Annotated in this window: 19 protein-coding genes; 5 read left to right on the top strand and 14 right to left on the bottom strand. The window is 36.7% G+C overall.

Annotation, left to right across the window (positions count from 1 at the left end):
- Positions 1 to 110: 110 nt before the first annotated feature.
- From CHSO_RS10285 to CHSO_RS10240, 10 genes are all read right to left on the bottom strand, one after another.
- Complete coding sequence (locus tag CHSO_RS10285; RefSeq protein WP_045495596.1) at positions 111 to 1,034, bottom strand: helix-turn-helix transcriptional regulator; 924 nt, start codon at positions 1,032 to 1,034, stop codon at positions 111 to 113.
- A gap of 481 nt (positions 1,035 to 1,515) precedes the next feature.
- Positions 1,516 to 2,022, bottom strand: coding sequence for a hypothetical protein (locus tag CHSO_RS10280; RefSeq protein WP_045495594.1), 507 nt, complete (start codon positions 2,020 to 2,022; stop codon positions 1,516 to 1,518).
- 1 nt (position 2,023) lies between these two features.
- Positions 2,024 to 2,845: an SDR family oxidoreductase gene (locus tag CHSO_RS10275; protein ID WP_045495592.1), complete on the bottom strand. Its 822-nt coding sequence runs from the start codon at positions 2,843 to 2,845 to the stop codon at positions 2,024 to 2,026.
- A gap of 21 nt (positions 2,846 to 2,866) precedes the next feature.
- Entirely contained in the window at positions 2,867 to 4,468 is a 1,602-nt protein-coding gene (locus CHSO_RS10270; protein ID WP_045495590.1) for an aldehyde dehydrogenase family protein, read from the bottom strand.
- A gap of 85 nt (positions 4,469 to 4,553) precedes the next feature.
- Positions 4,554 to 5,126, bottom strand: a complete 573-nt coding sequence (locus CHSO_RS10265) for a TetR/AcrR family transcriptional regulator (RefSeq protein WP_045495588.1) — start codon at positions 5,124 to 5,126, stop codon at positions 4,554 to 4,556.
- A gap of 56 nt (positions 5,127 to 5,182) precedes the next feature.
- The gene (locus tag CHSO_RS25590; RefSeq protein ID WP_144428893.1) at positions 5,183 to 5,386 is read right to left on the bottom strand and encodes a hypothetical protein; all 204 of its coding nucleotides are present in this window, start codon (positions 5,384 to 5,386) and stop codon (positions 5,183 to 5,185) included.
- Positions 5,387 to 5,517: 131 nt separating this feature from the next.
- Complete coding sequence (locus CHSO_RS10255) at positions 5,518 to 6,021, bottom strand: hypothetical protein (RefSeq protein WP_045495584.1); 504 nt, start codon at positions 6,019 to 6,021, stop codon at positions 5,518 to 5,520.
- A gap of 34 nt (positions 6,022 to 6,055) precedes the next feature.
- Positions 6,056 to 6,847 (bottom strand): helix-turn-helix domain-containing protein, encoded by a 792-nt coding sequence (locus tag CHSO_RS10250; protein ID WP_045495582.1) that lies wholly within the window; start codon positions 6,845 to 6,847, stop codon positions 6,056 to 6,058.
- A 28-nt stretch (positions 6,848 to 6,875) separates the two neighbouring features.
- Positions 6,876 to 7,277, bottom strand: coding sequence for a GlcG/HbpS family heme-binding protein (locus tag CHSO_RS10245; RefSeq protein WP_045495580.1), 402 nt, complete (start codon positions 7,275 to 7,277; stop codon positions 6,876 to 6,878).
- Between the two features lie 83 nt (positions 7,278 to 7,360).
- On the bottom strand, positions 7,361 to 8,152 hold the full coding sequence (locus CHSO_RS10240) for an SDR family oxidoreductase (protein ID WP_045495578.1): 792 nt from the start codon (positions 8,150 to 8,152) through the stop codon (positions 7,361 to 7,363).
- 909 nt (positions 8,153 to 9,061) lie between these two features.
- Here CHSO_RS10240 and CHSO_RS10235 point away from each other — a divergent pair.
- Entirely contained in the window at positions 9,062 to 10,672 is a 1,611-nt protein-coding gene (locus tag CHSO_RS10235; protein WP_045495576.1) for a helix-turn-helix transcriptional regulator, read from the top strand.
- 217 nt (positions 10,673 to 10,889) lie between these two features.
- Here CHSO_RS10235 and CHSO_RS10230 read toward each other — a convergent pair whose 3' ends face one another.
- From CHSO_RS10230 to CHSO_RS10215, 4 genes are all read right to left on the bottom strand, one after another.
- The gene (locus CHSO_RS10230; RefSeq protein ID WP_045495574.1) at positions 10,890 to 11,222 is read right to left on the bottom strand and encodes a hypothetical protein; all 333 of its coding nucleotides are present in this window, start codon (positions 11,220 to 11,222) and stop codon (positions 10,890 to 10,892) included.
- 667 nt (positions 11,223 to 11,889) lie between these two features.
- The gene (locus CHSO_RS10225; protein WP_045495572.1) at positions 11,890 to 12,414 is read right to left on the bottom strand and encodes a hypothetical protein; all 525 of its coding nucleotides are present in this window, start codon (positions 12,412 to 12,414) and stop codon (positions 11,890 to 11,892) included.
- A 21-nt stretch (positions 12,415 to 12,435) separates the two neighbouring features.
- The gene (locus CHSO_RS10220; protein WP_144428892.1) at positions 12,436 to 12,924 is read right to left on the bottom strand and encodes a hypothetical protein; all 489 of its coding nucleotides are present in this window, start codon (positions 12,922 to 12,924) and stop codon (positions 12,436 to 12,438) included.
- Positions 12,925 to 13,004: 80 nt separating this feature from the next.
- Positions 13,005 to 19,625 (bottom strand): beta strand repeat-containing protein, encoded by a 6,621-nt coding sequence (locus tag CHSO_RS10215; RefSeq protein ID WP_144428891.1) that lies wholly within the window; start codon positions 19,623 to 19,625, stop codon positions 13,005 to 13,007.
- Between the two features lie 1,032 nt (positions 19,626 to 20,657).
- On the opposite strand from CHSO_RS10215, the gene CHSO_RS10210 reads away from it, so the two are divergent.
- The 4 genes from CHSO_RS10210 to CHSO_RS10195 all read left to right on the top strand — a co-directional run bounded on the left by CHSO_RS10210 (position 20,658) and on the right by CHSO_RS10195 (position 24,943).
- Positions 20,658 to 21,674, top strand: a complete 1,017-nt coding sequence (locus CHSO_RS10210) for a terpene synthase family protein (protein ID WP_045495566.1) — start codon at positions 20,658 to 20,660, stop codon at positions 21,672 to 21,674.
- Between the two features lie 41 nt (positions 21,675 to 21,715).
- Positions 21,716 to 22,696 carry a terpene synthase family protein gene (locus CHSO_RS10205; RefSeq protein ID WP_045495564.1) on the top strand — a complete coding sequence of 327 codons (981 nt, stop codon included), beginning with the start codon at positions 21,716 to 21,718 and terminating at the stop codon, positions 22,694 to 22,696.
- Positions 22,697 to 22,810: 114 nt separating this feature from the next.
- Entirely contained in the window at positions 22,811 to 23,791 is a 981-nt protein-coding gene (locus CHSO_RS10200; protein ID WP_045495562.1) for a terpene synthase family protein, read from the top strand.
- Positions 23,792 to 23,920: 129 nt separating this feature from the next.
- Complete coding sequence (locus tag CHSO_RS10195) at positions 23,921 to 24,943, top strand: terpene synthase family protein (protein ID WP_045495561.1); 1,023 nt, start codon at positions 23,921 to 23,923, stop codon at positions 24,941 to 24,943.
- Positions 24,944 to 24,962: the final 19 nt, after the last annotated feature.

The following is a 24,962-nucleotide window of genomic DNA, read 5'->3' as shown; positions in this document are numbered from 1 at the left end:
CAATATTAAATTAAAAAGAGCATCCAATGCTAAAAAGGTTCTTTTCATATCTACTTTCAAACCTACCCACTTATACTCAAAATTTATAAAAGACTGAATATCAATAAGTTTCAAAAATAGTTTATGATATACAAATTCAGATCAGCTTCTGAAGGAAGATCAATTTTTTTTCGGATTCTATGTTTTTTGTTTTCCACGGCACGGATAGTTGCATTAGTTGCAATGGCAATTTCCTTTGTAGTCAGGTTCAGTTTTAACAAAGCACATATTTCCAGTTCTGATGAAATGAGATTTGGGCAAACTTTTAAAATCTTTTCAAAAAATTCAGGAAATTCAGATTTAAAATAGGTAATAAAAAGTGAGTTTTTACTCATCGCTAATTCATATAATTCGTTGGAAGAGCTTATCTTGTCCGTTTTCTTTATAAAATCATTAAGCTTTTCCTTCTCTATATAATATTTTATGATCATCTTTTCTTTCCTATGTATGATATACATCCCAACAAAAGTACAAAAGGAAATCTCCATCGCCTTATAGACCCTTATATACCAAAGCTTTACAGGAGATAAATTTTGATGAAGAGGTGAAAATATAGAATAGTCTGTAATGATATTGATTAAAAAAAATATGATATAAGTGGCTACCAATATAAAAATAATATACTTGTCCTTATCATAATCAAAAAAAAACGCAACTGCTATGGTAAGAGAAATATATGACAAATAATTCATAGCTCCGTTTCCGCTTATTATATCGCAATAAAAAATAATCAATCCCAAAAACCAGAAAAGAAGCATCAAAAGATACCGGTTAAACCTTATCTTATCTGGCCACAACAGTGTGCACAACATAAAAAGAGCCATTCCGAAGAATATACCACTATACACTGGCTGATCTAAAAAGAAAAAATTAAGTATAACATTGCAGAAAAGAATAAATACAAGGACAAGAGTATAAATATCAAAATAAAGACTTTTTTCATATTCAATCTCATCAGTGGCCAATTGCCTTTTCTCTTTTATATAATTTAACATAATAATTTATAAAAATCTAAAATAAGATAATTATTCACCAAAATATTGCTCAATTATTTACCTTAATTCAAACTAACAAGGACACAATCACAATACAATAAATACCAACAACTTACACCCTATAACTAGTTGTAATAATTTCCGAAAACAACAGATTTTCTGATCAAAAATCATAATTTTAATTTAGAGTAAAGACTTTTGAACAGCTGTAATAAGATAAAGTATAAAATTTTCCTTAAAAAGTAATTTACTTTTCATGTTATTATTTTAAGCTTCTGTTTCTAGATACTTAAAATTTGTTTCATTCTTCTTTCAATAGTTTTTAATATAAATTTCAATAACATTCTCAGAAATTATACTATGGGAAGATCAAAACCATTATCATCACAGTTGATGCCTATAACTGAACAAACATTATATTTAATCCACCCTACGTTTGATATAAATGTCTTTGGTCGGTTGGCACTGACAACAGGATTTATCAAAAAATGGATAGCTTATCAAGTCGTGAAATATTTTCAAAACAATGGGTTAATCGGCTGTGTAAAAATGTCTCTATCAATAAAAACCCAACAAATAAACAGAATAATCCGAGAATGAGTCCTTTGTAATATTCTTTTACAGTAAATAAAAAAATAAGCACAGAAAGAATAAGCAAAGTACTCCAAACAATTTTTAGAATAATGTAGATCTTATGGTCGTTTTGAGCTTTACCCAAAGCCATTTTTACTGTTTCTTTTGGGTTATTCACGTATTGTTCTGTAAGCGTTTTGAGATGTTTTGTTCTGGAATAGGTAATAAAACTTCCATACCCCAGAGAAGCAGCTGTTAGCAGGCAAATAGGAATGAACATCCCATTTAACAAAGGATTTTCATATTTGAAGCCCAATAGCAGGCACAGTACTAAAACAAGTCCTATGCCTACCATTATTTTGCCTTGCAGCTCATCTCCTTTTGTCCATATACTGAGTTCTTGCAAAATTTCCATATTATAACCCCATACTTTGTTTTATCATGGCTAAATAACTCTCGTCATTCAGCTGCTTACGGGCTTCTATAATTTTCTCTGCATCCGCCCCTGCAATGTAACGAAGCTGTTTTTTACCATCTGTGGCTGCTTCATAGATTTTTTCAGCTACTACAATAGGCTCCGAATTCTGGCTTCCTGCCTGCTGCATTCCTTTCATTACCTTTTCCAGGAATGGAGCATACTCAGTCTGGGTAGGATCCACATTCATATTCTGCATTACCGTTTCCTCAAAATTCGTATTGATCATTCCTGGCTCAATCATTTTTACCTGGATACCAATGGCTTCCAATTCAAACGAAAGGGCTTCACTCAACCCTTCCACTGCAAATTTAGAACCGTGGTACAACGTCCCTAATGGGAAAGAAATTTTACCTCCCATTGAAGAAATATTGATAATCATCCCTTCACCTTGCTTTCTCATGATGGGAATGATATTTTTAGCTACCAGCAGGGTACCGATTACATTGACATCAAACTGCATTCTGATAGCCTGTTCAGGGGTTGCCTCCAGGATACCATAAGAACCATACCCTGCATTGTTGAGGAGTACATCAATTTTTCCGAACCGTTCAACGGCTTGTTGTACGGCAAATTGAATGGTATCTTCTTTGGTAACATCCAGTGCTATGACCTGTACATTATCCAGGCTGTTAAGTTCTGTGTCTTGTTCCGGATTAGAGCGAACAGTGGCTGCCACATTCCATCCTTTTTGTTGGAAATATTTGGCAGTCATACGTCCGATACCGCTGCCACATCCTGTAATTAAAATTGTTTTTCTCATTGTAGGTATTGAGGTGCTAAATTAAAAATCTTTCTTTCTTAAGCCGTCTATCATTGCTATTCCTGCCATTTTTGTTAAGTTTCTCCAGGTAGGTTCCATGGAATAGCTTGCCATATTTTTTGCAAGATGGTCAAATGCTTTCTGGTTGGTACGAAGCATATGTCCAGGAGATACAAATTTGTCGTAAACAATTGATTTTTCAATATTTTCAAAGCCCAGCAGATTTCCGAAATTACCGGAACCGGATACCATTTCTTTACCTTGCTCATTTCCACCCCAAGTCAGATAAGGGCTTAAAAATACAATTACAGGAATAGTGTTTACGGCTATTCCACCATATTTCAGATGGGTTACTGTGGTGTCTAATTCATCCTGATAAGCCTTTTTGGTGTCTTCATCTATAAGAAGCATACATCCCAATGAACCCAATAGTTTATCATTACAGAATGCAGTAGCTTTTGGTAAAAAATCTTTGGCATTGGCTGGTACGTCTAATGCGACTTCATCCATAATTTGGCAGAATGCTTCGTTTTGTGTGGCGTAGCTGTCCTCTTCACAGTCTGTAATAAGCATAAAATTGGCATGTTTGAATCTGCCGTTTTCAGGTTTTAAGATTTCTGCATTCGGATAGGCTTTTTTGAAACCTTCCTCTGCTTTGTCTGTTCCCGGATAATAGGCCCCAGCAGCCGGAGTATCTTCAGAAAGAGCTTTTCTCAGAGCATTTAAAAATTCATTTCTCTGCTCCCAATGTCTGGAAGTTACCAGAGTTTGCGGGCGGCCACATACAGCACCGCCATTGAGCTTGGCAACGGTAGCAATCTGATTAGCCTGGTGTTCCATTTCTTTTTTCGTCCAGGGTCTGTCGCCAGGAACTATAATGCAAGGGTTATTGCCACCACACTCTGCTACCATAGGGGTATTGGTATTGCTCATAATTGCTTTGGCAGTTCCTGTTCCACCTGTGAAATAAATGGCAGTTAAACCATCAATTGTTGTAAGTTCACGTCCTTGGTCTGCCGAAACAAAGCGTAAGGCTCCAAAATCAATAATAGGCTTGAAAATCTTTTCCCAGATCGCATCAGTTTCTTCGTTCAGATGATGTGGTTTGTGGATGACAGCTTTGTTATCGTAAAAAAGGGCTTTTACCATTTCAAGTGATGAACTGTAATTTCCAGCTCCCAAAATGGCAGTTACCCCGGCTGGCTTTTCTAAGGGATTTGCCTGCTTTGGAATACCTTTTATACGTAAGTGCCCGCTTTGTGTTCCACTGAGTACTTTGTCCTTGGCATCCATTGGGAATACATGTACATCATAGGTATCATCATCTACTTTGGTAACATTCAACGGTTTTGGCATTTCACCTTTCGCGATGGATTCGTAAAGCTGGATGCAGGCTGAAACATTTCCTGCCAATGGAACTGCTGTGGCAAATACTGATTCGGCATGCGTATAAATGTCTTCACCCATGATGGTGTTTTTCATTTTTTGATCAGAGGTGCCCAAATCGTCTGCATACTTTTTCAGATTATTCTGTACTTCTTCCAGTAGATGAAGTTTTTCCACTACTGAAGTTTCTGCCCATTTCTTAGGGTCTAATTGATTAAAAGCTTCTTGCGCTGTCATTTTAAATAATTTTTTTAAATCATTAATAATTAATGATATTCATTTATAAATGAATATTCATTCGGTTTTTATGTTAATTTTTTTTTTACTTAATAGCTTTCCATATTCTTTCTATATTTTGGTCTATCATATGTTCTGTAACTTCAACATTATCTTTAAGCTGTACCTGAACCAGTGCAATCACAGCATTATAAATAAATCGGATTAGCAACACAATATTAATAGGCTGAAATGATCCGTTCTCAAGTCCCTCAGCCATAAGGTCTACAGACTGCTGATAATATGTTCTTCCCAATTCTGTAATTTCTTTTGATATATATGGCGAATAATTAAGTGTATTCACAACGAAAAAATGGGCAGGATTGTTTACATAGTAATGGTGTACTTTTCGGCCTAAAATAAAAAAACGATCCTTGTAAGAAGCTTTCATTTCTGAGTCAGAAAGATCAATCGCTTTACCAAATGCTTCTTGAATATGCAAAAATAACCCTTCAACCAATTCATCCTTACTTTTAAAATGTAAATACATTGTTCCTACTGCAACTCCCGACTCTTTTGAAAGTTGCGCCATTGAAGTCTGTTGCAGACCCTGTTCTGAAAATAACCGTAATGCAGTCTTTACAATCTGAGTTTTTTTATCTAATTTTTCCCCTTGCATAGTTTATCTAACTGAATGTTCATTCATGAACAAATATAATAATCTTGCTTGAATACTCAAAGATATTTATTTATTTTAAAATTAGGCTGAAAGACTATTGCCTTAATATTATCGGTAGGACTATAGCCTCCATATAGCAGCAGTTTATTATTTTTCGGAATATTCACACTTACGCCAGCTACCAGAAATGAGCTTTTCGCATCAATATCCTGAGCAGTTAATTGGGTGCTCATATAAGACATTCCCATAATTAATATCATAAATTTAAGGACCGTCTTGGAATATAGACCGATTCCTGATTGGGAGTTTTTTTTATGATATGTGTTTTTTTCGTTAGCAGGTTTAATCTTAACGCTAATAGCTGAGGTAATCATTTTTTTTCATTTGTGTGTTAGTTGTCTTGAGTGGCTTTCTGAAGGAAAGAGTAATAAACCTTTAAACGGGAGTGAAAATGGGTATCAACAACCAACAGACCGAAAAACATCAGGATAAAACCAAGTGACAACCCTTTCAGGTAATCTTTGCCGGATAGAAAGTACAATACAACCGAAATGATAACAAAAGAAGCCCAGATACGGGTAAAAACAAGGTAGCTTTTATCGTCTTTTTCTTTGTCGTGAAGCTCCTTTTCCAGCGTTTGTTGGTCATTTTTATCATATAATCTTTGGGTCTCCTGAACATTTTTTGTTCTTGTTAACAGCAGGTAACCTCCATAGGCCAGGTTGAGCACCAACAAAAGGCTTAAGGGGATAAGCATTCCTTTTAAAAGGACATTATGACTCGGGATAGAAAGAATAATTACAGGAAATAAAAAAAACATTACAAACCCTATCATTAGTTGCCCTTGAGCGATATCCCCTTTTGCCCAGTTATTTGATTGCTGAATAAAATCCATTGTTATTGAAACTTAAAATTTGATTAATTGCCGATTAGACTTCGGAAGTCGTAATACCATATTTCTGTTTAAAAGAATAATAAAAATGGGATAGGTTTTCAAATCCCAGGTTCATGTAAATGTCAACCGGCTTTCTATTTTTATATTTGATAAGATAATACGCTTCTTTAAGCCTTCTGTCGCGAAACCATTGTGTAGGTTTCACATTGAAAATTTTGCTAAAATCACGTTTAAATCCGGAAAGACTTCGCCCGGTAAGTGTAGCAAAAGATTTCAGAGGTACATTAAACATAAAATGATGATCCATAAACTCTTCTAAATCTATTTTATAGGGCTTTGAAAAATCAAAAAGCAGGTTTTTAAAATCCGGATTACTTTGCAGCAAAAGTTCTATTGATTCTCTGATCTTCAGGTCTTCAAGCCGGGCAGGAACCATTTTTCTTTTGTCAATATAGGGCTTAAGTGAAACAAAATAAGAAGAGAAAAAATCATCCGACTTAAAGAAAAGTTTTCGTTGATCAGTAAATGGCCCGTCTGGCGCAATCCCGTTTTCTAAAGCATGTTTCTTTAATATTTCACTGTCTAAAGTAATGGAAATAAACTGATATTTTTCTTTTTTGGAGGGATACCTGATCGTTCTGACCAATTGATTCTTCCGGACGAATACCGTTGTATTTTCTTTGATGACTGTCGTATCCCGATCATGAAACAGATGGGTCTCTCCTGACACCTGAAAACCTAAAACGTGATCAGAAATAAATTCTTCATCAATTCTCTTTTTTTCAAATGTCCATAAGTATACCAGCTTATCAAATATTATTTCCATAAACTTTCCCTATTTAAATCTCTTCAATCTAAGAAATCACACTTGCCCCTGTACCGGCAATTTCTTTATCCTGATCGGTTGTTCCTCCGGAAGAGGCTATGGCTCCGATGATGTTTCCTTCCTGATTTCTGATCACCACTCCACCAGCAATAGTCAGCAGTCCTTCATTCGAATTCAGCATTCCGTATCCATGCACATCTGCACCAGAAATAATGGTTCCCATAATATCACTGTCTATTCCGAACATTACTGTTGTTCTTGCTTTTTTAATCGCAAAATCTATTACTCCATAAACACTGTCTAAACGGGCAAAAGCCACAAGATGACCTCCTGTATCTACTACAGCAAGGCTTACAGGGATATTGAATGCTTTTGCTTTTTCAATGGAGGCCTGTAAAGCCTTTGTGGCCTCATTATATGTGATATTCATTTTATTTTTTTATTTAATTTTTAGTAAAAAGAGATGCGCAAAAATTACTTTAATAATTGCGCATCTCTGTAATATTTAATATCTTAACTTTTAGCAACCCAAGCTTCTGCCTGCAATTGTTTTACAAAATCTTCCGTTTCTTTTGGATGTACATTTCTGAAATTAGGATTATCATCTAATGTTACATCTACAATACAGTCTGCCATTGACTGCGGATCCAGCTGATGAGCTAATGATTCTGCAGTACCATCGAAAACTGAAGGTGGTGTAAAATTAGTTTCAGGGTTGTACCAACGGGAAATAGTATCTACCCCACGGTCGTTAAATCCTGTTCCAAAAACACCCGGATTACAGGTCGCAATTTTAATATTAAACTGAGCCAATTCTGTTTTTAAACCTTCAGCTATAGATCCCATCGCATGCTTTGATGCACAATAAGCAGCTACATAAGGAACAGTCCATAGTTCTCCCATAGAAGTTGTAAATACAATTTTCCCCGGTTTCTTTTGGCCTATCCATTTTTTGATGAATCCCTGCGCCAATTCCAACCCGCCAAAGACGTTTACATCAAACATAGAACGGATTAAATCGATTGGCTGCTCGGCAATAGGCCCGCCTTCCATTATTCCTGCATTGCTGATTAAAATATCGATATCATATTTTCCATAAATATAAGCGATATCACGAGGATTGGTAACATCAAGTTTGTCTACTGTAAGTTCTACTCCCTGTTCTTTTGCTTCTCTTATAAGGTCGCTCATCTGCGGGTAAACCTGTGCAGTAGCAATTACCTTGTGTCCTTTTTTCGCTAAATCAAATGCTGCGATTTTTCCAAATCCGCTTGCTGCACCTGTAATCAAAATTGTCTTACTCATTTTTTGTTTTTTAAATGTGATTACTATTGTTGTAAAGTTCAAGTATCTTCAATTACTATATATTGGTAGAAAGTCCAATATCGCATTGTTCAAAAGGCCATAACATCAATCTATAGATTGAAACATTCGATCTTTATACTATTTATACTAGAAAATTCTTTTTCAATTTTACCAAAGTATTTCTGTCGGATTTGGCGTATTAATCCCAACATTTCCAGATTGAGCCGATGTAGCAACAGATAATGAAACCGCAAAAGCAGACAACCTTTTTTTTCATAATTTATGTTTTTTTATTAGGACATCAGTCTTTATTGGACTATGTGGTTACAATATTATATCTTTATTAGGGTACTAAAAAAAATATGCTGTAATAATTTCGGAAATAATTAAATTTTTAAATACTTATTTATAATTTTTTCTTCTCAATAGACGATAAAATATAAAATACTAATATACAGTTAATTAAACACAGGAAAGATGATAAGAAATACCCTATTTTTAAAGATGATAAAATAAGTTCGACACATTATGGGATAGAATTTAGCATAATAAAAAACAAAGCATCAAATTGTAATTTATAATTTTCCAATGATTCTAGTGAAGACAAAAAATTCCCTCTTTTAAAATGTAACATTTTACAAATAAATAATACTGATGATCAAATTATTAATCATTATTTAAAGTTATCAAATTTGGAAATAATTAATAATAAATATCAGAAAATATGAACTCAAGTTTATAAACATATATATTTGCATCGAAAATAATGAAAAACTTTTGTTATACTTCTAAGTTCACACTAACAAAAAGGATCAAAACTAACTAAATAAAATTTTAGGATTTATCTTCCAAAATCTCTCAAAAAGGAATTTTAAAATAATCATACGCTATAATTATAAAAACACAACAATGAAAAAACTATTATTATTTTCATTTTGTCTTATATTTTTTGCCTGCAAACAACAAACCTCAGAAGCAAAAAAAAAAGAAATCGACAAGATGATCATCCTGGCCACAAAACTGTCTTCACCAGCCAACCCGGCCATGGATTTGGATAAGGGAATAGCTCTTTATATAGAAGCTGAAAAAAGATCAGAAGCCATAGGATATAAAGAGGGATTGATGGCCAGTTGTAAATATCTGATGAAAAAACTTATTGATGGCAATGGAGATAATGAGAAATCCCTTACCTACGGAGAAAAAACAGAAAAATTGGCTCAGGAACTTAATGATGATGAGGTTCTTGCAGAGGTGCATGAATTTAGGGGTTCAGCTTACCGAAATTTAGGGCTGAATAGCGAAGCTTATAATGAATTTCAAATAGCGCTTTCCTATTACATAAAAAATCATCAACATCTCCGATCATCAAGTACTTATTTGAAGTTAGCAAGCTATGCCGAGGCTACCAAAGCCCCGCAGGATACACTTCTCTCTTATTTCAAGAAGAGTTTATACGAAATAGAACAGCTACCTGAGAATGATAAAAATATCCTTAGTATAGATGAAAAATATTATATGCTTTCTTTTATCCATATCCAGATAGGTATGTTTTATACTGGCATTTATAAACCACAGCAGCCTGAATTGGCAGAAAAATACCTTCTCGAAGCTTTACATATTCTGGAAACTAAAAAAATTAAAACATTACCTAGCAAAATAATTCTCCTAAATGCATTAGGAAGCTTTTATGAGTATACACAACAGCCCCAAAAAGCAATCCCCTATTCCACTGAGGTACTGAAACTGGAAAAGAAAAGCAAGCATATCAATGAAAGGCTAACTGCTTATATGGTACTGGCCAATTCCTATGATGCCCTTAAGAGCAAAGATTCTACTTTACAATATACCCAGCTGTATTCAGACCTTTCCGACAGTATTTCGATCACCCAGAAAAGAATAACAGATAACACTCTCAAAGGTATCAATACACAAAAGGACATTTCTTACAATAACAGTATTTTCAAAATTCTTACCAGCGCCATACTAGCAATTATTGCAATCATTTTTATCGGAGGATTATATCTGAGGCAAAAAAACAGAAAGGTCAGGAAGAATTATGAAAAACTGGTTGAAAAGCTCAATGTAAATACTTCTAATACTCAGAACACTAGTAAAGTAGAGAAAAAACCACCTGCATTTACGCCTATTTCAGACGAAACAATGGCTTCTATACTTTCCAAACTAAATAAGTTTGAAAGTTCTGACAAATACCTAAAGAAAAATATAAATCTCAGCTCCCTCGCCCATTCATTGAATACCAATCAGAGATACCTTACCGAAATCATAAAAATTCAAAAAGGGAAATCATTCAGTAATTATATTAACGGATTGAAAATTGAATATATAACCCAAAAACTGTATGATGACCCTCATTACCTGGAATATAAAATAAGCTATCTTGCAGAAGAATGCGGTTTTGCATCCCATCAGGTATTTATAACGGTATTCAAGAAAGAAACCGGGGTCACTCCTTCCTATTTTATAGGAAATCTAAAAAAGAACAAACAAACTCAATTATAAAATTCGGAAAGCCTTCAGAAAGCAATATAAATAAAACTTAAACTCTTGTTTACAATGAGTTCTTGACAATTAAAATAAAAACCAGAGCCGAAATTTTCGGCTCTGGTTTTTATTGATGTTTTTATTTTTTGTAATTTTTAGGACTTGTTTGTGTTTATTTTGAATGATAAGAAAATGATAGAACGAATACAGATGAAAAATCTTAAATCATCTTATCCTATTGATTGATATTAAACATCTTCTTCCACTTCGTTACCGAATTTCGGCTCAGCATAAAGTAATTTGCCAGTTCTGTATTATTTAGATTATTTTTTATTTGATAATCTAAGATTTCCCGAATTGTAGATGTGTCGTAAGAACGATGCTTTTGATTGAAGGTATTTTTTTCCTTGTTTTCCTTTTCAAATAATAGTTTATTTAATTTTATAATATCGAACGTTGATAACTTTTCTTTTCCTAAAATGTTTTGGCATATTTTTTTTTTGTGAGGAAATTGTTCGGTAATGATATCAGTGAAGATCATTTTGTAATCAGGGCTTGTTTCTTCCATATTTTGTTAATTGTGCTTTTCAGACTAGGTTGTGGTAATTATTTTTCTTCTGATTCCTAATATTAATGATCCATTCATAGAGGGTTGTCTTATGAATTCTATATTCCGTTACGATCTGTTGCTTCATTTTTCTACTGTTTTATTACTAATTCTAATATAAAATCAAAAAATTTTATGTATATTTTTTTCTGAAAACAAACAGAGAAGCCATATTTTAGTTTTTACTTTTAGCATTAATCGATGAAGAGGATGAACAGAGAATATAATCTGAAAAAATCATACTCCAAGAGTTTCGACCACTTCATAAGAACATCTGCAAACATAGCTTTTATCTCTTCATCTTGACATTTAAAAAATTTAGATGTCTTCCACCCGTTCTTTCCATTTTTTCTATTGGTCATCCTATGTTAATCTCTTTTCAGGTCTATCATTTAAAATATTTTTCAGTCTTTTAGTGTTTAAAAACAGTATAGCATCTCGTAACAGTTATTCTACAAAAAAAGGTATTGATACTTTTGATCTATAAACGAATTTTACCATTATTTCTAAAAGTTCTTTTTTACTTTCTCCAACAATCCTGTTATATTTTATCCATGGCATAAAGCTTCGGCCAAAGCAGAGTATTTCCTATCACAACTACCTGGCCGAAGATGGTATCAATTAAAATCTATGGTTTCCAAAATGTCCATACTTTGCCATTATAAACCGCCAATTGTTTTTTAACAGTATCATAAGCCATCATTCCCGCACTTGGGTTGATAATATTCAGATGAGGGCTGGCAACTTTGGGCAATATCATTGCCTTATCTGTATCTCCCAGCACAAGAATTCCCTGCAAAGCATCATCTGCACTTGCTGTGGAATAAATAGTTACTTTAGCCCCTGGCTGTTCTATTTTATCACTTCCCTGGATGCTTAGATCAGCCGTTCCCGTGGGATCCACGCTTAAGTCAAACCAGGTGTTGGTGTCTTTGAGGTATTTAATTTTAAAATCTGAAGCATCATAAATTATTGTCCCGTTTTCTGTAATCCCGCTTTTGGAGGTAACATAAGGAAGAATTATTCCCTTGTTCTCCGTATCACCAAACTCGAGAGAAACAGAACCATTCGCTATGTTCGGTTTATCTATGGCGACCTGTGACTGTACAGCTATCGCGGCGAACAGAATGATTGTTGTTATTGTTTTTTTCATTGTTGCTTTATAGTTACACAATTAGTTTTTCAGCAATCTCATCGACAGCATATTAATTCCGGCCATACTCTTCAGGTCCTTATCATCAGCAGTAGTCCCGATACTTAATATATCACCCTTTTTTAGCTCTTTTTGAAAAGACAGAACTCCTGTAGGAGGTGAAGGAACTTCATAGCCTTTCATCACTTCCGTACCGTTGATATATACAACATATTCTTCTTTTTGCTCAAAATTGTCATTTTCCCGCATATTGCCAGAAAAAGAAATCTGATATAATCCGCTTTCCCCGACTACTATTCCTTTATCATTAAGGGAAGCTCTTTTGTTATCAGTACGTTGCAATGAGGCCCCTGAAAGTCTCAACATTTTTGTTCCGGGATGAAAGCCCGTTCCTTCAAAATTTAAAACGCTGTTCGTTAAAGGACTTTTTTCCTGTGCAGAGATAACCGAAAGGCACCCTGCTAAAAATGTCACTATTAAAAATATGACATATTGATGTGTGTATTTCATTTTTTGTTTTTTTAACAGTTAAAATCCATTCCGGAATGGCAATCCAATTTCTGGATTCCGGAATGAATATTTATTATTAATTAATCAGGACATGTCTGTGTGTTCATACATTGCCAGCTGAATGTAGTTCCACCATCTGTTGAGGTATACACTTTCAGGCATTTATTTGTTGTATCATACACCATCATCCCTTCTACGAAATTAGCAGCAGGAATTCCCACAGGGTTACCTGAAGCATCAAAAGGCAATCGGTTAGGTACAAAACCTTTGGTTTTAGCTTCCAATACAAGCCATGCTCCGCTACGTATTGCAGGCCAGTTATCAGCTTGTGCCATTGATCTGTCTAACGAGGTGATTCCTACCTTGCTAATTAATGTTGCTCCACCAGTCGTAGCACCTGGTTTATAGCATGGTACTCCTGTACAATCATTTATAATAACATCTACCGAAGGTGAGGTTGTACTTCCATTATCATCTGCAATCACTACGTAGTAATAATTTGTTACCGGAACAGAAGATGCTGGCGGTGTATAACTTGCAGATGTAGCCCCAGCTATTATTGTTCCTCCAGTATTGGTGTTAGTTGTGTTACTGTACCATTGATAATTCAATGTTCCTGTTCCTGTTGCAGAAACTGCAATCGCTGCAGGTGTTGTATTTGTACATACCGTTTGGTCATCAGGAGTAAGTTGCTTAATAACAGGCGGCTGCGGCGTAATACTTGCCGAACACATTGCTATTAAGGTACCATTGGCACCGCCTCCACCATTGATCGTTAATGTTGTAAAAGCATTTGGCGCACTGATTTTGAAAACACCACCACCTCCAGTACCCGGAGGCGAACCCTGACCAGAGATTATTTTATTTCCATTAATTGTTGAATAACAAGAATTATTAGAGAAGAGAGATACTGCTCCCCCATTGGAATTGAAAATAAAATCTTCATTATAGGTATTTCCTGAACCTGATAATAGAATTACCAAATCATTAACGGGCTTATCAAAGGTAAAGGTAACAGACCATGCAGAAGCTGGCGTAGCAGTAGTCTGCGAGTTATTACCCACCCATAATGATCCCGGGCTAATAGTATCTCCGCTACAACTTCCGTAAGCAGGAGTATAATAAGTCACATTACCTGAAGATGAAGAAGTTACCTGAATCCCATTAACTGTTATTGTTCCATTAGCAGGTATATTGGCAGTACCTGAACATGCAATTGGAGAAGTAACATGAAGTCTGTAATCTTCAATCTCTCCACGATATGCATTGGCTGCATAAGCTCCTGTAGTCTGGCCGTCGCCAACAGCTCTTTCGTCATATAAAGCAGTAACCGTATTATCAGTAAGGGTTCCGTCTGATAATCTCAGGCGCAGATACACATTTGAAGTCGCTATATCAGCAGTATTTGCTGCTGTCCATGTAAGCGTAACGGTTCCATTTACAGTATTATTAGGAACTGAAACAGAGGTCGCTTCCTTGCTTTCAAATACTCCGTTATTATTTATATCGATCCAGCCATATAATACTTTTGCTAATCCTATAACGTTCGTTACTTTTACAGGTAAAGAAAATGCTGTTCCTCTTATTACTTCATTTGCACTAGGGTTTACTCCATCTTCGTCCAGTCCATCACCATTCGTTGTGTTGTTATCAGTATCTGCAACTACACTTTGTGCAGAAGGTTCTATGTCCGGAGTTGTTCCTATCTGTAATGCTGCACTTGAAATTTGTCTGGCAGGAATCAAGACTGCACCTGGTTTTTCATAACTCACAGGAACATCACCATAATCTAAATCAGTGGCTACCGGAATAGTATAGTCTTCAATCTCACCATTGTATATTACAGGACTGGCAGCATATTCTCCTGTACTAAGGCCATCAGCAAGTGCACGTTCATCTACTACAAGTCCCGGAGCACCAGTTATAAAATCAGTCAATACACCTTCCGATATACGTAAACGCATATATAGTTGGCTTGGATTTCCAACAATACTAGTGGCAGTTGTTGCCCAGTTCAAAACTATATTTCCTTGACTAACTCCTGCAGGAACTGAAGCCATAGTTGCTTCTGAGGCTTCAAAGCTGCCATTGTTATTAAAATCAATCCAGCCATATAGTGTTTTGGCAGCACTTGTACTATTTGTTGCCGTAACATTTAAGCTATAACCACCACCAGACACTACAGGTCCCGGTACTGTTCCATCTTCATCGTCTTCCCCATCAGTATCATCTCCTAAAGCATTCCCCGTTTGTATTTGTTTTACCACTTCATAATCGGCCGGATTATTACCAAGATATAATCCCTGACTGGATGCCTGTCTTGCAGGAGCTACCGTATTAGTTCGGCTTGTTTCATAAGAAGCATGAGCAGTATCTCCATAATCTAAATCAGTAATTACAGGTAAAAGATAATCTTCCACCTCACCACCATAGGCTATATTATAAAGACCTGTATTAAGCCCATCTCCTATAGAGCGTTCATCCACTAATGCACCTGGTACACCTGTCACAAAATCACTCATAGAAAGATTTTCAGATACACGCAGACGCATATACACCTTAGTGGTACCTGTAGGAATAGTATTGGTACTGGTTCCTGTCCATAAAAGTGTTGCTGTTTGTTGAGATGCAGAAGTTGGTACTGAAACTGAAGCTAACTCAGAAGCTTCAAATCTTCCATTATTATTAATATCAATCCATCCATATAGTGTTTTTGCGGCACCTGTATTATTCAGTACACTCACTTTAGAATAGTAATTAATTCCTTTATAAACGGGCATTACTGAAGTAATACCATCTTCATCCGTTCCATCTCCATTGGTTCCGTTATTATCAGCATTAGCTGCCACGGCATTTGGAGCAGATTCAATATCTACTGTGTTACCCAATCTTAAGGTAGAAGAAGAAGCCTGACGTGCGGGCTGGTATACAGGCACTGCGTCTTTGGTATATTCGTACAAATTAGCAGGTACATCACCATAGTCATATAAGTTACTCACTTGAAACTGATAATCTTCAATTTCTCCTTCATCAACACCCTGTCCAAAGCTTCGTGTATCTATCAATACAACATTAGCGCTGTTGCTATTGGTAAGAGCGGTTCCTGAAAGACGTAGTCTCACATAGGTTTTTCCTGCTGAAATTACAGAAGGTGATGCATTTGTGGAATTCCAGGTTAGAGTAAAGTTACTGGTAGTACCTGCAGTTACTGATACAGAAACTGCTGAAGCTTCATTTCCGTTAAATACGCCATCTCCGTTAAAATCAATCCATGCATACAGATTCTTCGTCCCGGTAACGGTTGTATTAACGGGTACAGTCAGTGTAAACGGAGCACCGCTTGTAATAGTTTGAGGTGTAATCACTCCATCTTCATCTGCACCGTCTCCATTGGTCCCGTTATTATCATCTCCTGAAGCTACCGCATTGTTAATAAGCTCATAGTCTACTGTCGTCCCAATAATAAGTTCAGGAATTATACTGTTGGTATGAGATGCAGGAATTCCATTTTCGTAACTGTCGGGTACATCTCCGTAATCTTTTGTGATGATCAGCTGATAATCCTCTATTTCCCCTAGAGAAGCAGAAGTATACAATCCTGTACTAAGCCCATCTGCAATAGCTCTTTCATCCACTACCATTGCATTAGTGCCTGTAGTAAGATCTGCTATCGTTAATTCGGCATTGGGCTGTACCAATCTTAATCTCATGTATACTTTTCCGGTGGAAGCTGCAATAGTATTCACCTGAGCCGCTGTGAAGCTGACATTCGCAGATACGGCATTATTGGCAACCGGTGCTGTAGCAAACTCACTTGCTTCAAATCTTCCATTATTATTAAAATCTATCCAGGCATACAGTGTAGCCGCAGCTCCTGTAGTATTATTTACTCCTACAGTATATGTATTTACAGCATTGGTACGGATACGCAGTTGATCCAGGGAAAGGCCGTCATCAGAAGGTCCATCGCCATTAGGATTATTATTATCCGTTCCAGAAGCAACAGAAGATGGACCTGGTTCCAGCGTGTAAGACATTCCTAAAAACAAAGCATCTGTTGCAGAATTCCTTGCAGGTTTAAAGTTCGCAGGATTTCCCAAACCGTCCTTATCCATTTCATAGCTTTCCGGAGCATCTCCAAAGTCTAGATTTCGGATTACCGTAAAACGATAATCTTCCACTTCTCCATTAACCGGAATCGTATAGATCCCCGTATTAGCACCATCACTTATGGAACGCTCATCCACAGCTGTTGTAACAGTGTTATCTGTACCTGCAGTCTGCGTAAGCCTGATCCTTACATACAGATTATTGATTCCGTCCGGTATCGTATTCGTCTGTGTTCCTCTAAACCAAAATGTTTTTACAGAAGTACCAACAGAAGCCGACTGATAACCTGTAACAGAACCAGTTGCCAATGTGTAAGAAGCTTCACTGGCTTCAAACTTTCCGTTATTGTTAAAATCTATCCATGCAATAACCGATGATGCAGTCTGAACTGTAACCGGTACTGAAAAACTAAATGGAGCCGCTTTTGTAATAACAGGAAGGGTTCCAGAAAAGCCGTCTTCATCAATACCGTCACCATTGGTTCCATTATTATCATTACCAACTGTTACACTCTGCACAGCACCCTCGCTATCTATAACAGAGCCAATCTTATACTGAGGAGTAGCAATCTGTCTTGCAGGGTTTGAAACACCTGCATTATTGATCTCATAAGAAGCAGGAACATCCCCGAAATCATATAAATCCACAGGCAGCTGATAGTCTTCCACTTCTCCAAAAGCAGTAATAAGAGCATTAGCAGCATTATTACTGGCCGTAGCTCCATTTCCTATACTTCTTTCATCAATGACAGCACTATTACTCCCTGAATTAAAGTCAAGAAGCGACAAATTGGAAAGCCTCAGCCTTGCGTATACTTTGGAAGTTCCTGCTGGAATCAAAGCTGTTTGAGCCGCTGTCCATGTTAGTGTGGCATTTGTAGCACCCGTTACAGCTATGGTGGTAGTGGTAAATTCTCCTATCTGGAATCGTCCGTCTCCGTTTATATCCAACCATCCATATACGTATTTGGTTCCTGTCAGGGTTCCCGGAACATTCACAGGAACAGTGATACTGTAAGCCACATTACGGCTTACACTCGTTAACGATGTAATACCATCTTCATCTGCTCCGTCTCCATTGGTTCCATTATTATCAGCTCCTGCAGCAACACTGTTTGGAGAAATTTCTGTATCCAGAAGAGTTCCCATAGTAAATCCTGAAAGCGGAGCATGCAATGCCGGCAAAGGATTTCCATCCTTATCATTCTCAAAGGCAGCAGGTACGTCTCCGTAGTCGAATGTATTGGTTACTTCTATCTGATAGTCTTCCACTTCTCCTCCAGCTACTATACCGTTGTCCGCTGCATTACCTGTAGAAACAGCACCGTTTCCAATGCTTCTCTCATCAATAACAGCACCCCCACTCGCCGCTGTCGTAAAATCCTGCAATACCCTGTCAGAAGTTCGAAGCCTCATATAAAGCTTAGTAGCTCCTGCTGCAATGGTAGAGGTCTGTGCTGGAAGCCAGGTAAGAACCTGGATACTGCTTCCTGTAGTACTGAAAGCAACCGTTGCAAATTCTCCGGCTTCAAACTTTCCATTATTGTTGAAATCGATCCAGCCATATAGATATTTTGTTCCGGATGCATTACTAACCGGTACGTTTAAAGTATAAGGTATTCCTTTCCTGATTTGATTGGTTGCAATATTGATAGCGTCCTCATCAGCACCATCTCCGTTTGCTCCATTGTTATCTGCCCCTGAGGAAACACTGTTAGGAGTCAGCTCAGAATCCGGAAGCACACTTCCTAATGAAAAATTAGGAACAAGGGAATGTACGGCAGGTGCATAAACTCCGTCCTTGGTGAAATCATAAGAGGAAGGAACATCACCATAATCATAAATAGCTGAAGTAACACTTGCCCATGTTGTACCTACTGTGATCCCATCAACTTCAAGGGTCGGAGCATTAGCCGCCGTTCCCTGCATTAACGCAATATATGAAACTGAGGTCATATCTGCAGCTGTCCCGGTGTGGGAAATATCAGCTGTAGAAGGTTCTGTTCCTGATGCGGGATCTGCATATAGCTTAACGATATCATTGGATGCTCCTGTTACCTGTTCATACTTTAAAACCACCCTGATATTAGTATTGAAAGGTCTTACAGTTGATTCATAAGCAACAGTTCCTGGGGATCTCATCACTCCAAAACTGAACCCTGTGCCATTGGACCGGATATATAACCGGGCAATATCATTCAGGGAAATCACGTAATCTCCGGCAGCCTGTGCAGCAGATACATTCACCACAGCACTGGCATATACCGCCGGTGTTGTGGTATTAAGTGCTACTGCTGTAAAGCTACGGTACAAATCCTGCCCGCTGCTTGCCAAAGATACTTTATTCCCAAAATTATTGACAATAGTACCTGTGCTGGGGAGGTTTCCATTGGATACGGCTATCGTAGGTGTTCCTGCCGCAAACTGTAACCAATTGGCATTCGTAAGCAATGTACCGGAAACATAATTGAAACTCTCCGTCAGCAAATTTTGAGACTTTACAGCAGTAAAACTACTGAAAGTCATCAAAATAATCCATGCCGACCGAAAAGTATATTTTCGGACATCATAATAGGTTGGTTTTAATTTCATAGAAAATAAATATTAAATAATTTTTTTAGTCTGAATTTCAAACAAAGACTACAAGAAACAACTCGCTAATAATGAATATCTTACAAGCTGAAATCTAATTTTGTTATTTTGAAATTTAGATCTGCGTTTTTCAATCATTATATAATCAAATCCGGAAATGTCTGTATATTGAATAGACCTCCATTTTTGAGATATACATTTTGCAGGCACTTGTTCTTTGTAGGCCTGTAGTTGATTTTATAGACTTTTTGTATGAATGCTGTCTATCCGGATGTTAGTTGAGAAATTACAATAGGTATATTTTCATTTTCTTTTGTGTTTTTGTATTTTTTAATATGTCTAAAAATTCCAGAGATATCTCTCAGAATTATCAGTAGCAGTGATAGGCGAAAATGTGATCATATCAATATATTCAAAACTACACTTGGATTCTAAAGGGATGATCAGGGATATTCGAAAACAATAATTTTTAGGCGAAGGTACATTGAGCAGTACTAAAATCATAAATCTATACTGAATGATTTCTGAAATAATAACATACTCATTTTATTACAATAGACTGATTATATTTACGAATATGTTATTAATTTCTTTCCCTCTTATTACATCAATTAGGTTTTTATATAATTACTTTTTAATACTTGATTGTAATAAAGAATGGCCAAGTAAAATTGATTTACAAAATATATTTATTCAAAGATCAGATTTCATTAAAGACAAAAAATATTGGAGGCATTCCAAAATATCATTAACATTTTCCAGATTCTACCCTATTTCTTTTTTCAATTTTATATTATCAGGGTTTTCTTGTGTTAAAATGGCGTCATAAAAAGTATTAAATGGATTAATACAATTTAATATATTCCGAATTTCTTACCCTATTTAATGATTTTTTCTATTTAAAATATCCGCATCAATATTGATATTTCAAGAAACATTAATATTAAATTTCAACTTTTTGTGAAATAAAATACAATTATAACACAATACGATTGTATATTAGTATAAAACAAAACCAATAATCATCACAATATGAATACTGAAAATTTTAGTACCCTTGAACTCCTTCGAAAACAGTTCAGGTATCCGTTCCCCACATTAAAAAACCCCAATGCCGAACAATTACAACAGCTCACTGAAAATCAATGGATTGATGGAGAATATCTCTGGCTGTATGAACAGAACCCCGATCTTCGAAAAAAGTACAAAAAAACCAAAACAGCGCATATTGCGGCGCAATGGTTTCCAACAGCATCACCTGAACGGTTCAAACCCATCTGCAGACTGATGTTGTGGACCTTGTACAATGATGATCTGTATGAAGAAAGTGAACCTGAAGATATAGGATATGTACACGCCAAATCTATTGCCATACTGAATGGCGAGATCAATGCTGAGGACTCAGGAATACCCTTAGGTTCTATGCTGGCTTCATTAAGAGCAGAATTGCTGGAGTTTATCCCGCAAGAATCAGTGGTCCGTTTCACGAAAATGATCAGCAGGTATTTTATAGGACTAGAAACTGAATTAAGATTTAAGAAAAATAAAGCCTATCCCAGTGTGAGCGAATGCATTGCTTTGCGTGAAAATTCAATCTGCCTTTATCCTTTTCTGCAGCTTACGGAATTGGAGACAGGAATCGTACTCCCACAAGAAATCCACGAGCATCCCGTGATCATCCGTTTACAAACTCTGGCATGCCATCTGGTTACTTTTTTCAATGAAGTACAATCTGTATTGAAAGATGAAGCAACCGACAGTATTTATTACAATATTGTAAAGGTGATTCAGCATGAGCGGCAGATGTCTCTGCAGGAGGCCTGTCTTGAGGATTTGCGCCTTCACAACGAAGACTTGAAAGAATTTGTAGAATTACAGGCTTCTCTTCCTGATTTTGGAATGTGGCAGGATGCAGTGGTTAACTGGGTTCATTATATGAGCATGGTGCTTAGTGGATGGAAAAATGTATCTACAAAACTGGATCGTTATAATGCCATGGAGTTTCCAGAAGCAAGAGAACTAAAAGATAAGTTGAATCAGATTCGATAACACTTTAAACAAGAATATTTTGTAACCTAAAATATATAATAATGAAACAATCGGATATCCCGGTTTTACAATATTCCTGGGCCTATAAAGTTGCACCTTTTGCAGAATCATTCTATAACGAACAGAATGATTGGATTGATACAGACTACCAGTTTATATCTGAAACAACGAGAACTAAATACAAAAGAACTAATCTGGTACAGGCGGCCTCATATATGTTTCCCGCCACCAAAACCATGGAACAGATGCGACCCATTGCAAGATTTATGGTCTGGCTGACCTTATATGAGGATTATTATGAGCTTTGCCCTGTAAAAGAATTAGCTTCTGTCAGAGATGACATCATGAATGTAATGCTGGGCGAAGATCCCAGACCAGGTGACATCGGGTTACTGAGACAGGTTGCATTGAGCAGGGATGAGTTCCGTCCTTACGTTAATGATAATTGGTTTCAACGTTGGGCAGATTCTTTCCATGACTACACCACTTATGGAATTATGGAGGAAACTCCCTATAAATTAAAGCATGAGTTTCCAACATTAAGCCATCTGCTCCTCATGAGTGAATATTCAATCTCTATCTATCCTTATGCTGACCCCGTTGAACCTTCTATGGGCTTTATTGCACCGAATTTTGTTTCGAAACACCCTGTTATTAAGCGGCTGAAGACACTGATGTCCCGTATTATGGTTATCCAGAATAGCTTTGCATCTATAGAGAATAAATTGGCAATGAAACCGGATGTGCTCAATATAATACTTGTCTTAAAAAATCAATATAGAATTTCATTGGAGGAAGCCTGTATGGAAGCTATGCAAATGCATGATGACTACGTAAGGGAATTTGTAGAACTAAAGGCCAATCTCCCAGAATTTGGTTCTATTCAAAAGGATGTAGAAAACTTTGTACATCATATGACGTTGATGATCTCAGGATTGGGAGCCTGGTACCATTCGGGAAAATTACCTCATTACGAAATCCCGGGAGAATATCCCAGACCGGAATATACTCAGCAGGGATAACTCCAGAAAAACAAATCAACAATACCAGAATAATATACCGGCACTGAATTGAATAAAATTTGAACCCGAGTTGATAGGATACTCAACAAGAATAAATTTTTAATTATAATAAATATGAAACAATCAGATGTTCCTGTTTTACAATATCCATGGGACTATAAAATTGCTCCTTTTGCAGAATCATTTTATGAGGAGCAGAATGACTGGATTGATAAAGACTACCTGTTTATGTCCGAAGCCACAAGAACCAAATACAAAAAGCATGGCTTGGTACAGGCTGCATCGTATATGTTTCCTGCCACCAAAACAATGGAACAGATGAGACCCATTGCAAGGTTTATGGTTTGGCTAACGCTATATGATGACTATTATGAAGTTTGTCCTGTAAAAGAATTAGCTCCCATCAGAGATCGTATTATGGATATAATGCTGGGAGAAAACCCGAGACCTGAAGACATCGGGTTACTGAGACAGGTTGCATTGAGCAGGGATGAGTTCCGTCCTTATATTAATGATAATTGGCTTCAACGTTGGACAGCGTCTTTCTATGATTACACTACATATGGAATTATGGAGGAAACTCCTTATAAATTAAAACAGGAATTTCCGACACTAAACAATCTTCTACTCATCCGTGAATATTCAATCTCTATGTATCCTTATGGTGACCCTGTTGAACCATCTATGGGTTTTATTGCGCCGAGCGCTGTTTCAAGACATCCTGTTATCAAAAGGCTGAAGATGCTGATGTGCCGTATCATGGCTATCCAGAATGATTTTGCATCCATAGAAAAAGAATTGGCAGTGGACACTGAAGTACTCAACATCATACTCGTCATGAAATACCAATACAAAATCTCATTGGAAGAAGCCTGTATTGAGGCTATGCGTATGCATGATGATTATATCAGAGAATTTGTGGAGTTACAGGCCAATCTCCCTGAATTTGGCCCTATTCAAAAGGATGTAGAAAATTTTGTACATCATATGACATTGATGATCTCAGGACTGGGTGCCTGGTATCATAAAGGCAGTTCAACCCGCTATAAAGTACCGGGAGAATATCCAAGACCCGAATATGGGCATCAAGTATAGTATCAGAAAAATAAGTCTGTAATACTGAAATACTATACCAATGCTGAGTTGAATGGAAATCAAAAAAAATCCTAACTCAAGTAATATAATCAAACAATAAGTCCAAAACTTAAAACCGAAAACTTGATCATGCAAAACATCGTTCACATCCCGAAGCCTACTTATCCCTGGCCTACAGTATACAGTCCGATCAGTGAAACTTTTTATAAAGAAGAAAGCACCTGGTATGACACGGATTATGGTTTCATGACCCCGGAATCTATAAAAAGATACAAAAAACAAAGACTTGTTCAGGTAGGGGCTTTTATGTCCCCTACCACTTCCGACCGGGATATTTTTCGCCCCATTGGCAGATTTGCAGTCTATGTAACTACTTTCGATGATTACGTTGAACTTATGCCGCTGGAAGAGTTAAAAGTTTTCAGAGACCGGATTTTTGAAGTAATGACCAGGGAAGATCCCCAGCCTGAAGAAAGGGGGATACTCCGCCAGATGGCAGCAGCAAGAAAGGAATTTATGGACAACGGAATGCCACAGTTCTGGATCGACCGGATTGCCACCAATTTTCATCGTTTCATTACGTATGGTATCATGGAAGAAACTCCTTTTAAATTCAACAAAACCGATCCATCACTTGCCCGCTATCTGATGATCCGTGCCTATTCTATAGGTATGGTAACCTATGGTGACCTGATAGAGCCGGCTACCGGATTTGCACTCCCTGTCGACATTTATAATCATCCGGTTATTCAGCGCCTGGTAATGCTTCTTGCCACTATTATTGCCATTCAGAATGATTACGCGTCGATAAGAAAGGAAATGACTATAGAATCGGAAAGATTCAATATCATATTTATCTTACAAAATGAGCAGAACATATCATTTGAAGAAGCTTGCATTGAGGGGCTGAGAATACATGATGAATTTGTAAAGGAAATGGAATCTTTATCTATAGGCCTACCCGATTTCAGCCCTTATCAGAAAGAAGTGGAAAATTATGTCTATCACATGAAGCTGATGGTAACTGGTTGCAATGCCTGGTACTATGAAGGAGGGACGCAAAGGTATTTCCCGGATGGCTTTGCAGTAACCCCTGACGGGCAAGACCCAATACCTTTGGATTTTGAAGTAAAACATATCTCCCGGGAATAGAAATGCTATAAGATTTCTT

Source organism: Chryseobacterium sp. StRB126 (assembly GCF_000829375.1).
In the GTDB taxonomy this organism is placed as follows: domain Bacteria; phylum Bacteroidota; class Bacteroidia; order Flavobacteriales; family Weeksellaceae; genus Chryseobacterium.
This window is presented reverse-complemented; position numbering and strand designations above follow the sequence as displayed.

Bases quoted from the DNA above. Each gene is read 5' to 3' on its own strand.
- CHSO_RS10285 (WP_045495596.1), bottom strand. From the start codon at position 1,034: ATGTTAAATTATATAAAAGAGAAAAGGCAATTGGCCACTGATGAGATT.
- CHSO_RS10280 (WP_045495594.1), bottom strand. From the start codon at position 2,022: ATGGAAATTTTGCAAGAACTCAGTATATGGACAAAAGGAGATGAGCTG.
- CHSO_RS10275 (WP_045495592.1), bottom strand. From the start codon at position 2,845: ATGAGAAAAACAATTTTAATTACAGGATGTGGCAGCGGTATCGGACGT.
- CHSO_RS10270 (WP_045495590.1), bottom strand. From the start codon at position 4,468: ATGACAGCGCAAGAAGCTTTTAATCAATTAGACCCTAAGAAATGGGCA.
- CHSO_RS10265 (WP_045495588.1), bottom strand. From the start codon at position 5,126: ATGCAAGGGGAAAAATTAGATAAAAAAACTCAGATTGTAAAGACTGCA.
- CHSO_RS25590 (WP_144428893.1), bottom strand. From the start codon at position 5,386: ATGATATTAATTATGGGAATGTCTTATATGAGCACCCAATTAACTGCT.
- CHSO_RS10255 (WP_045495584.1), bottom strand. From the start codon at position 6,021: ATGGATTTTATTCAGCAATCAAATAACTGGGCAAAAGGGGATATCGCT.
- CHSO_RS10250 (WP_045495582.1), bottom strand. From the start codon at position 6,847: ATGGAAATAATATTTGATAAGCTGGTATACTTATGGACATTTGAAAAA.
- CHSO_RS10245 (WP_045495580.1), bottom strand. From the start codon at position 7,277: ATGAATATCACATATAATGAGGCCACAAAGGCTTTACAGGCCTCCATT.
- CHSO_RS10240 (WP_045495578.1), bottom strand. From the start codon at position 8,152: ATGAGTAAGACAATTTTGATTACAGGTGCAGCAAGCGGATTTGGAAAA.
- CHSO_RS10235 (WP_045495576.1), top strand. From the start codon at position 9,062: ATGAAAAAACTATTATTATTTTCATTTTGTCTTATATTTTTTGCCTGC.
- CHSO_RS10230 (WP_045495574.1), bottom strand. From the start codon at position 11,222: ATGGAAGAAACAAGCCCTGATTACAAAATGATCTTCACTGATATCATT.
- CHSO_RS10225 (WP_045495572.1), bottom strand. From the start codon at position 12,414: ATGAAAAAAACAATAACAACAATCATTCTGTTCGCCGCGATAGCTGTA.
- CHSO_RS10220 (WP_144428892.1), bottom strand. From the start codon at position 12,924: ATGAAATACACACATCAATATGTCATATTTTTAATAGTGACATTTTTA.
- CHSO_RS10215 (WP_144428891.1), bottom strand. From the start codon at position 19,625: ATGAAATTAAAACCAACCTATTATGATGTCCGAAAATATACTTTTCGG.
- CHSO_RS10210 (WP_045495566.1), top strand. From the start codon at position 20,658: ATGAATACTGAAAATTTTAGTACCCTTGAACTCCTTCGAAAACAGTTC.
- CHSO_RS10205 (WP_045495564.1), top strand. From the start codon at position 21,716: ATGAAACAATCGGATATCCCGGTTTTACAATATTCCTGGGCCTATAAA.
- CHSO_RS10200 (WP_045495562.1), top strand. From the start codon at position 22,811: ATGAAACAATCAGATGTTCCTGTTTTACAATATCCATGGGACTATAAA.
- CHSO_RS10195 (WP_045495561.1), top strand. From the start codon at position 23,921: ATGCAAAACATCGTTCACATCCCGAAGCCTACTTATCCCTGGCCTACA.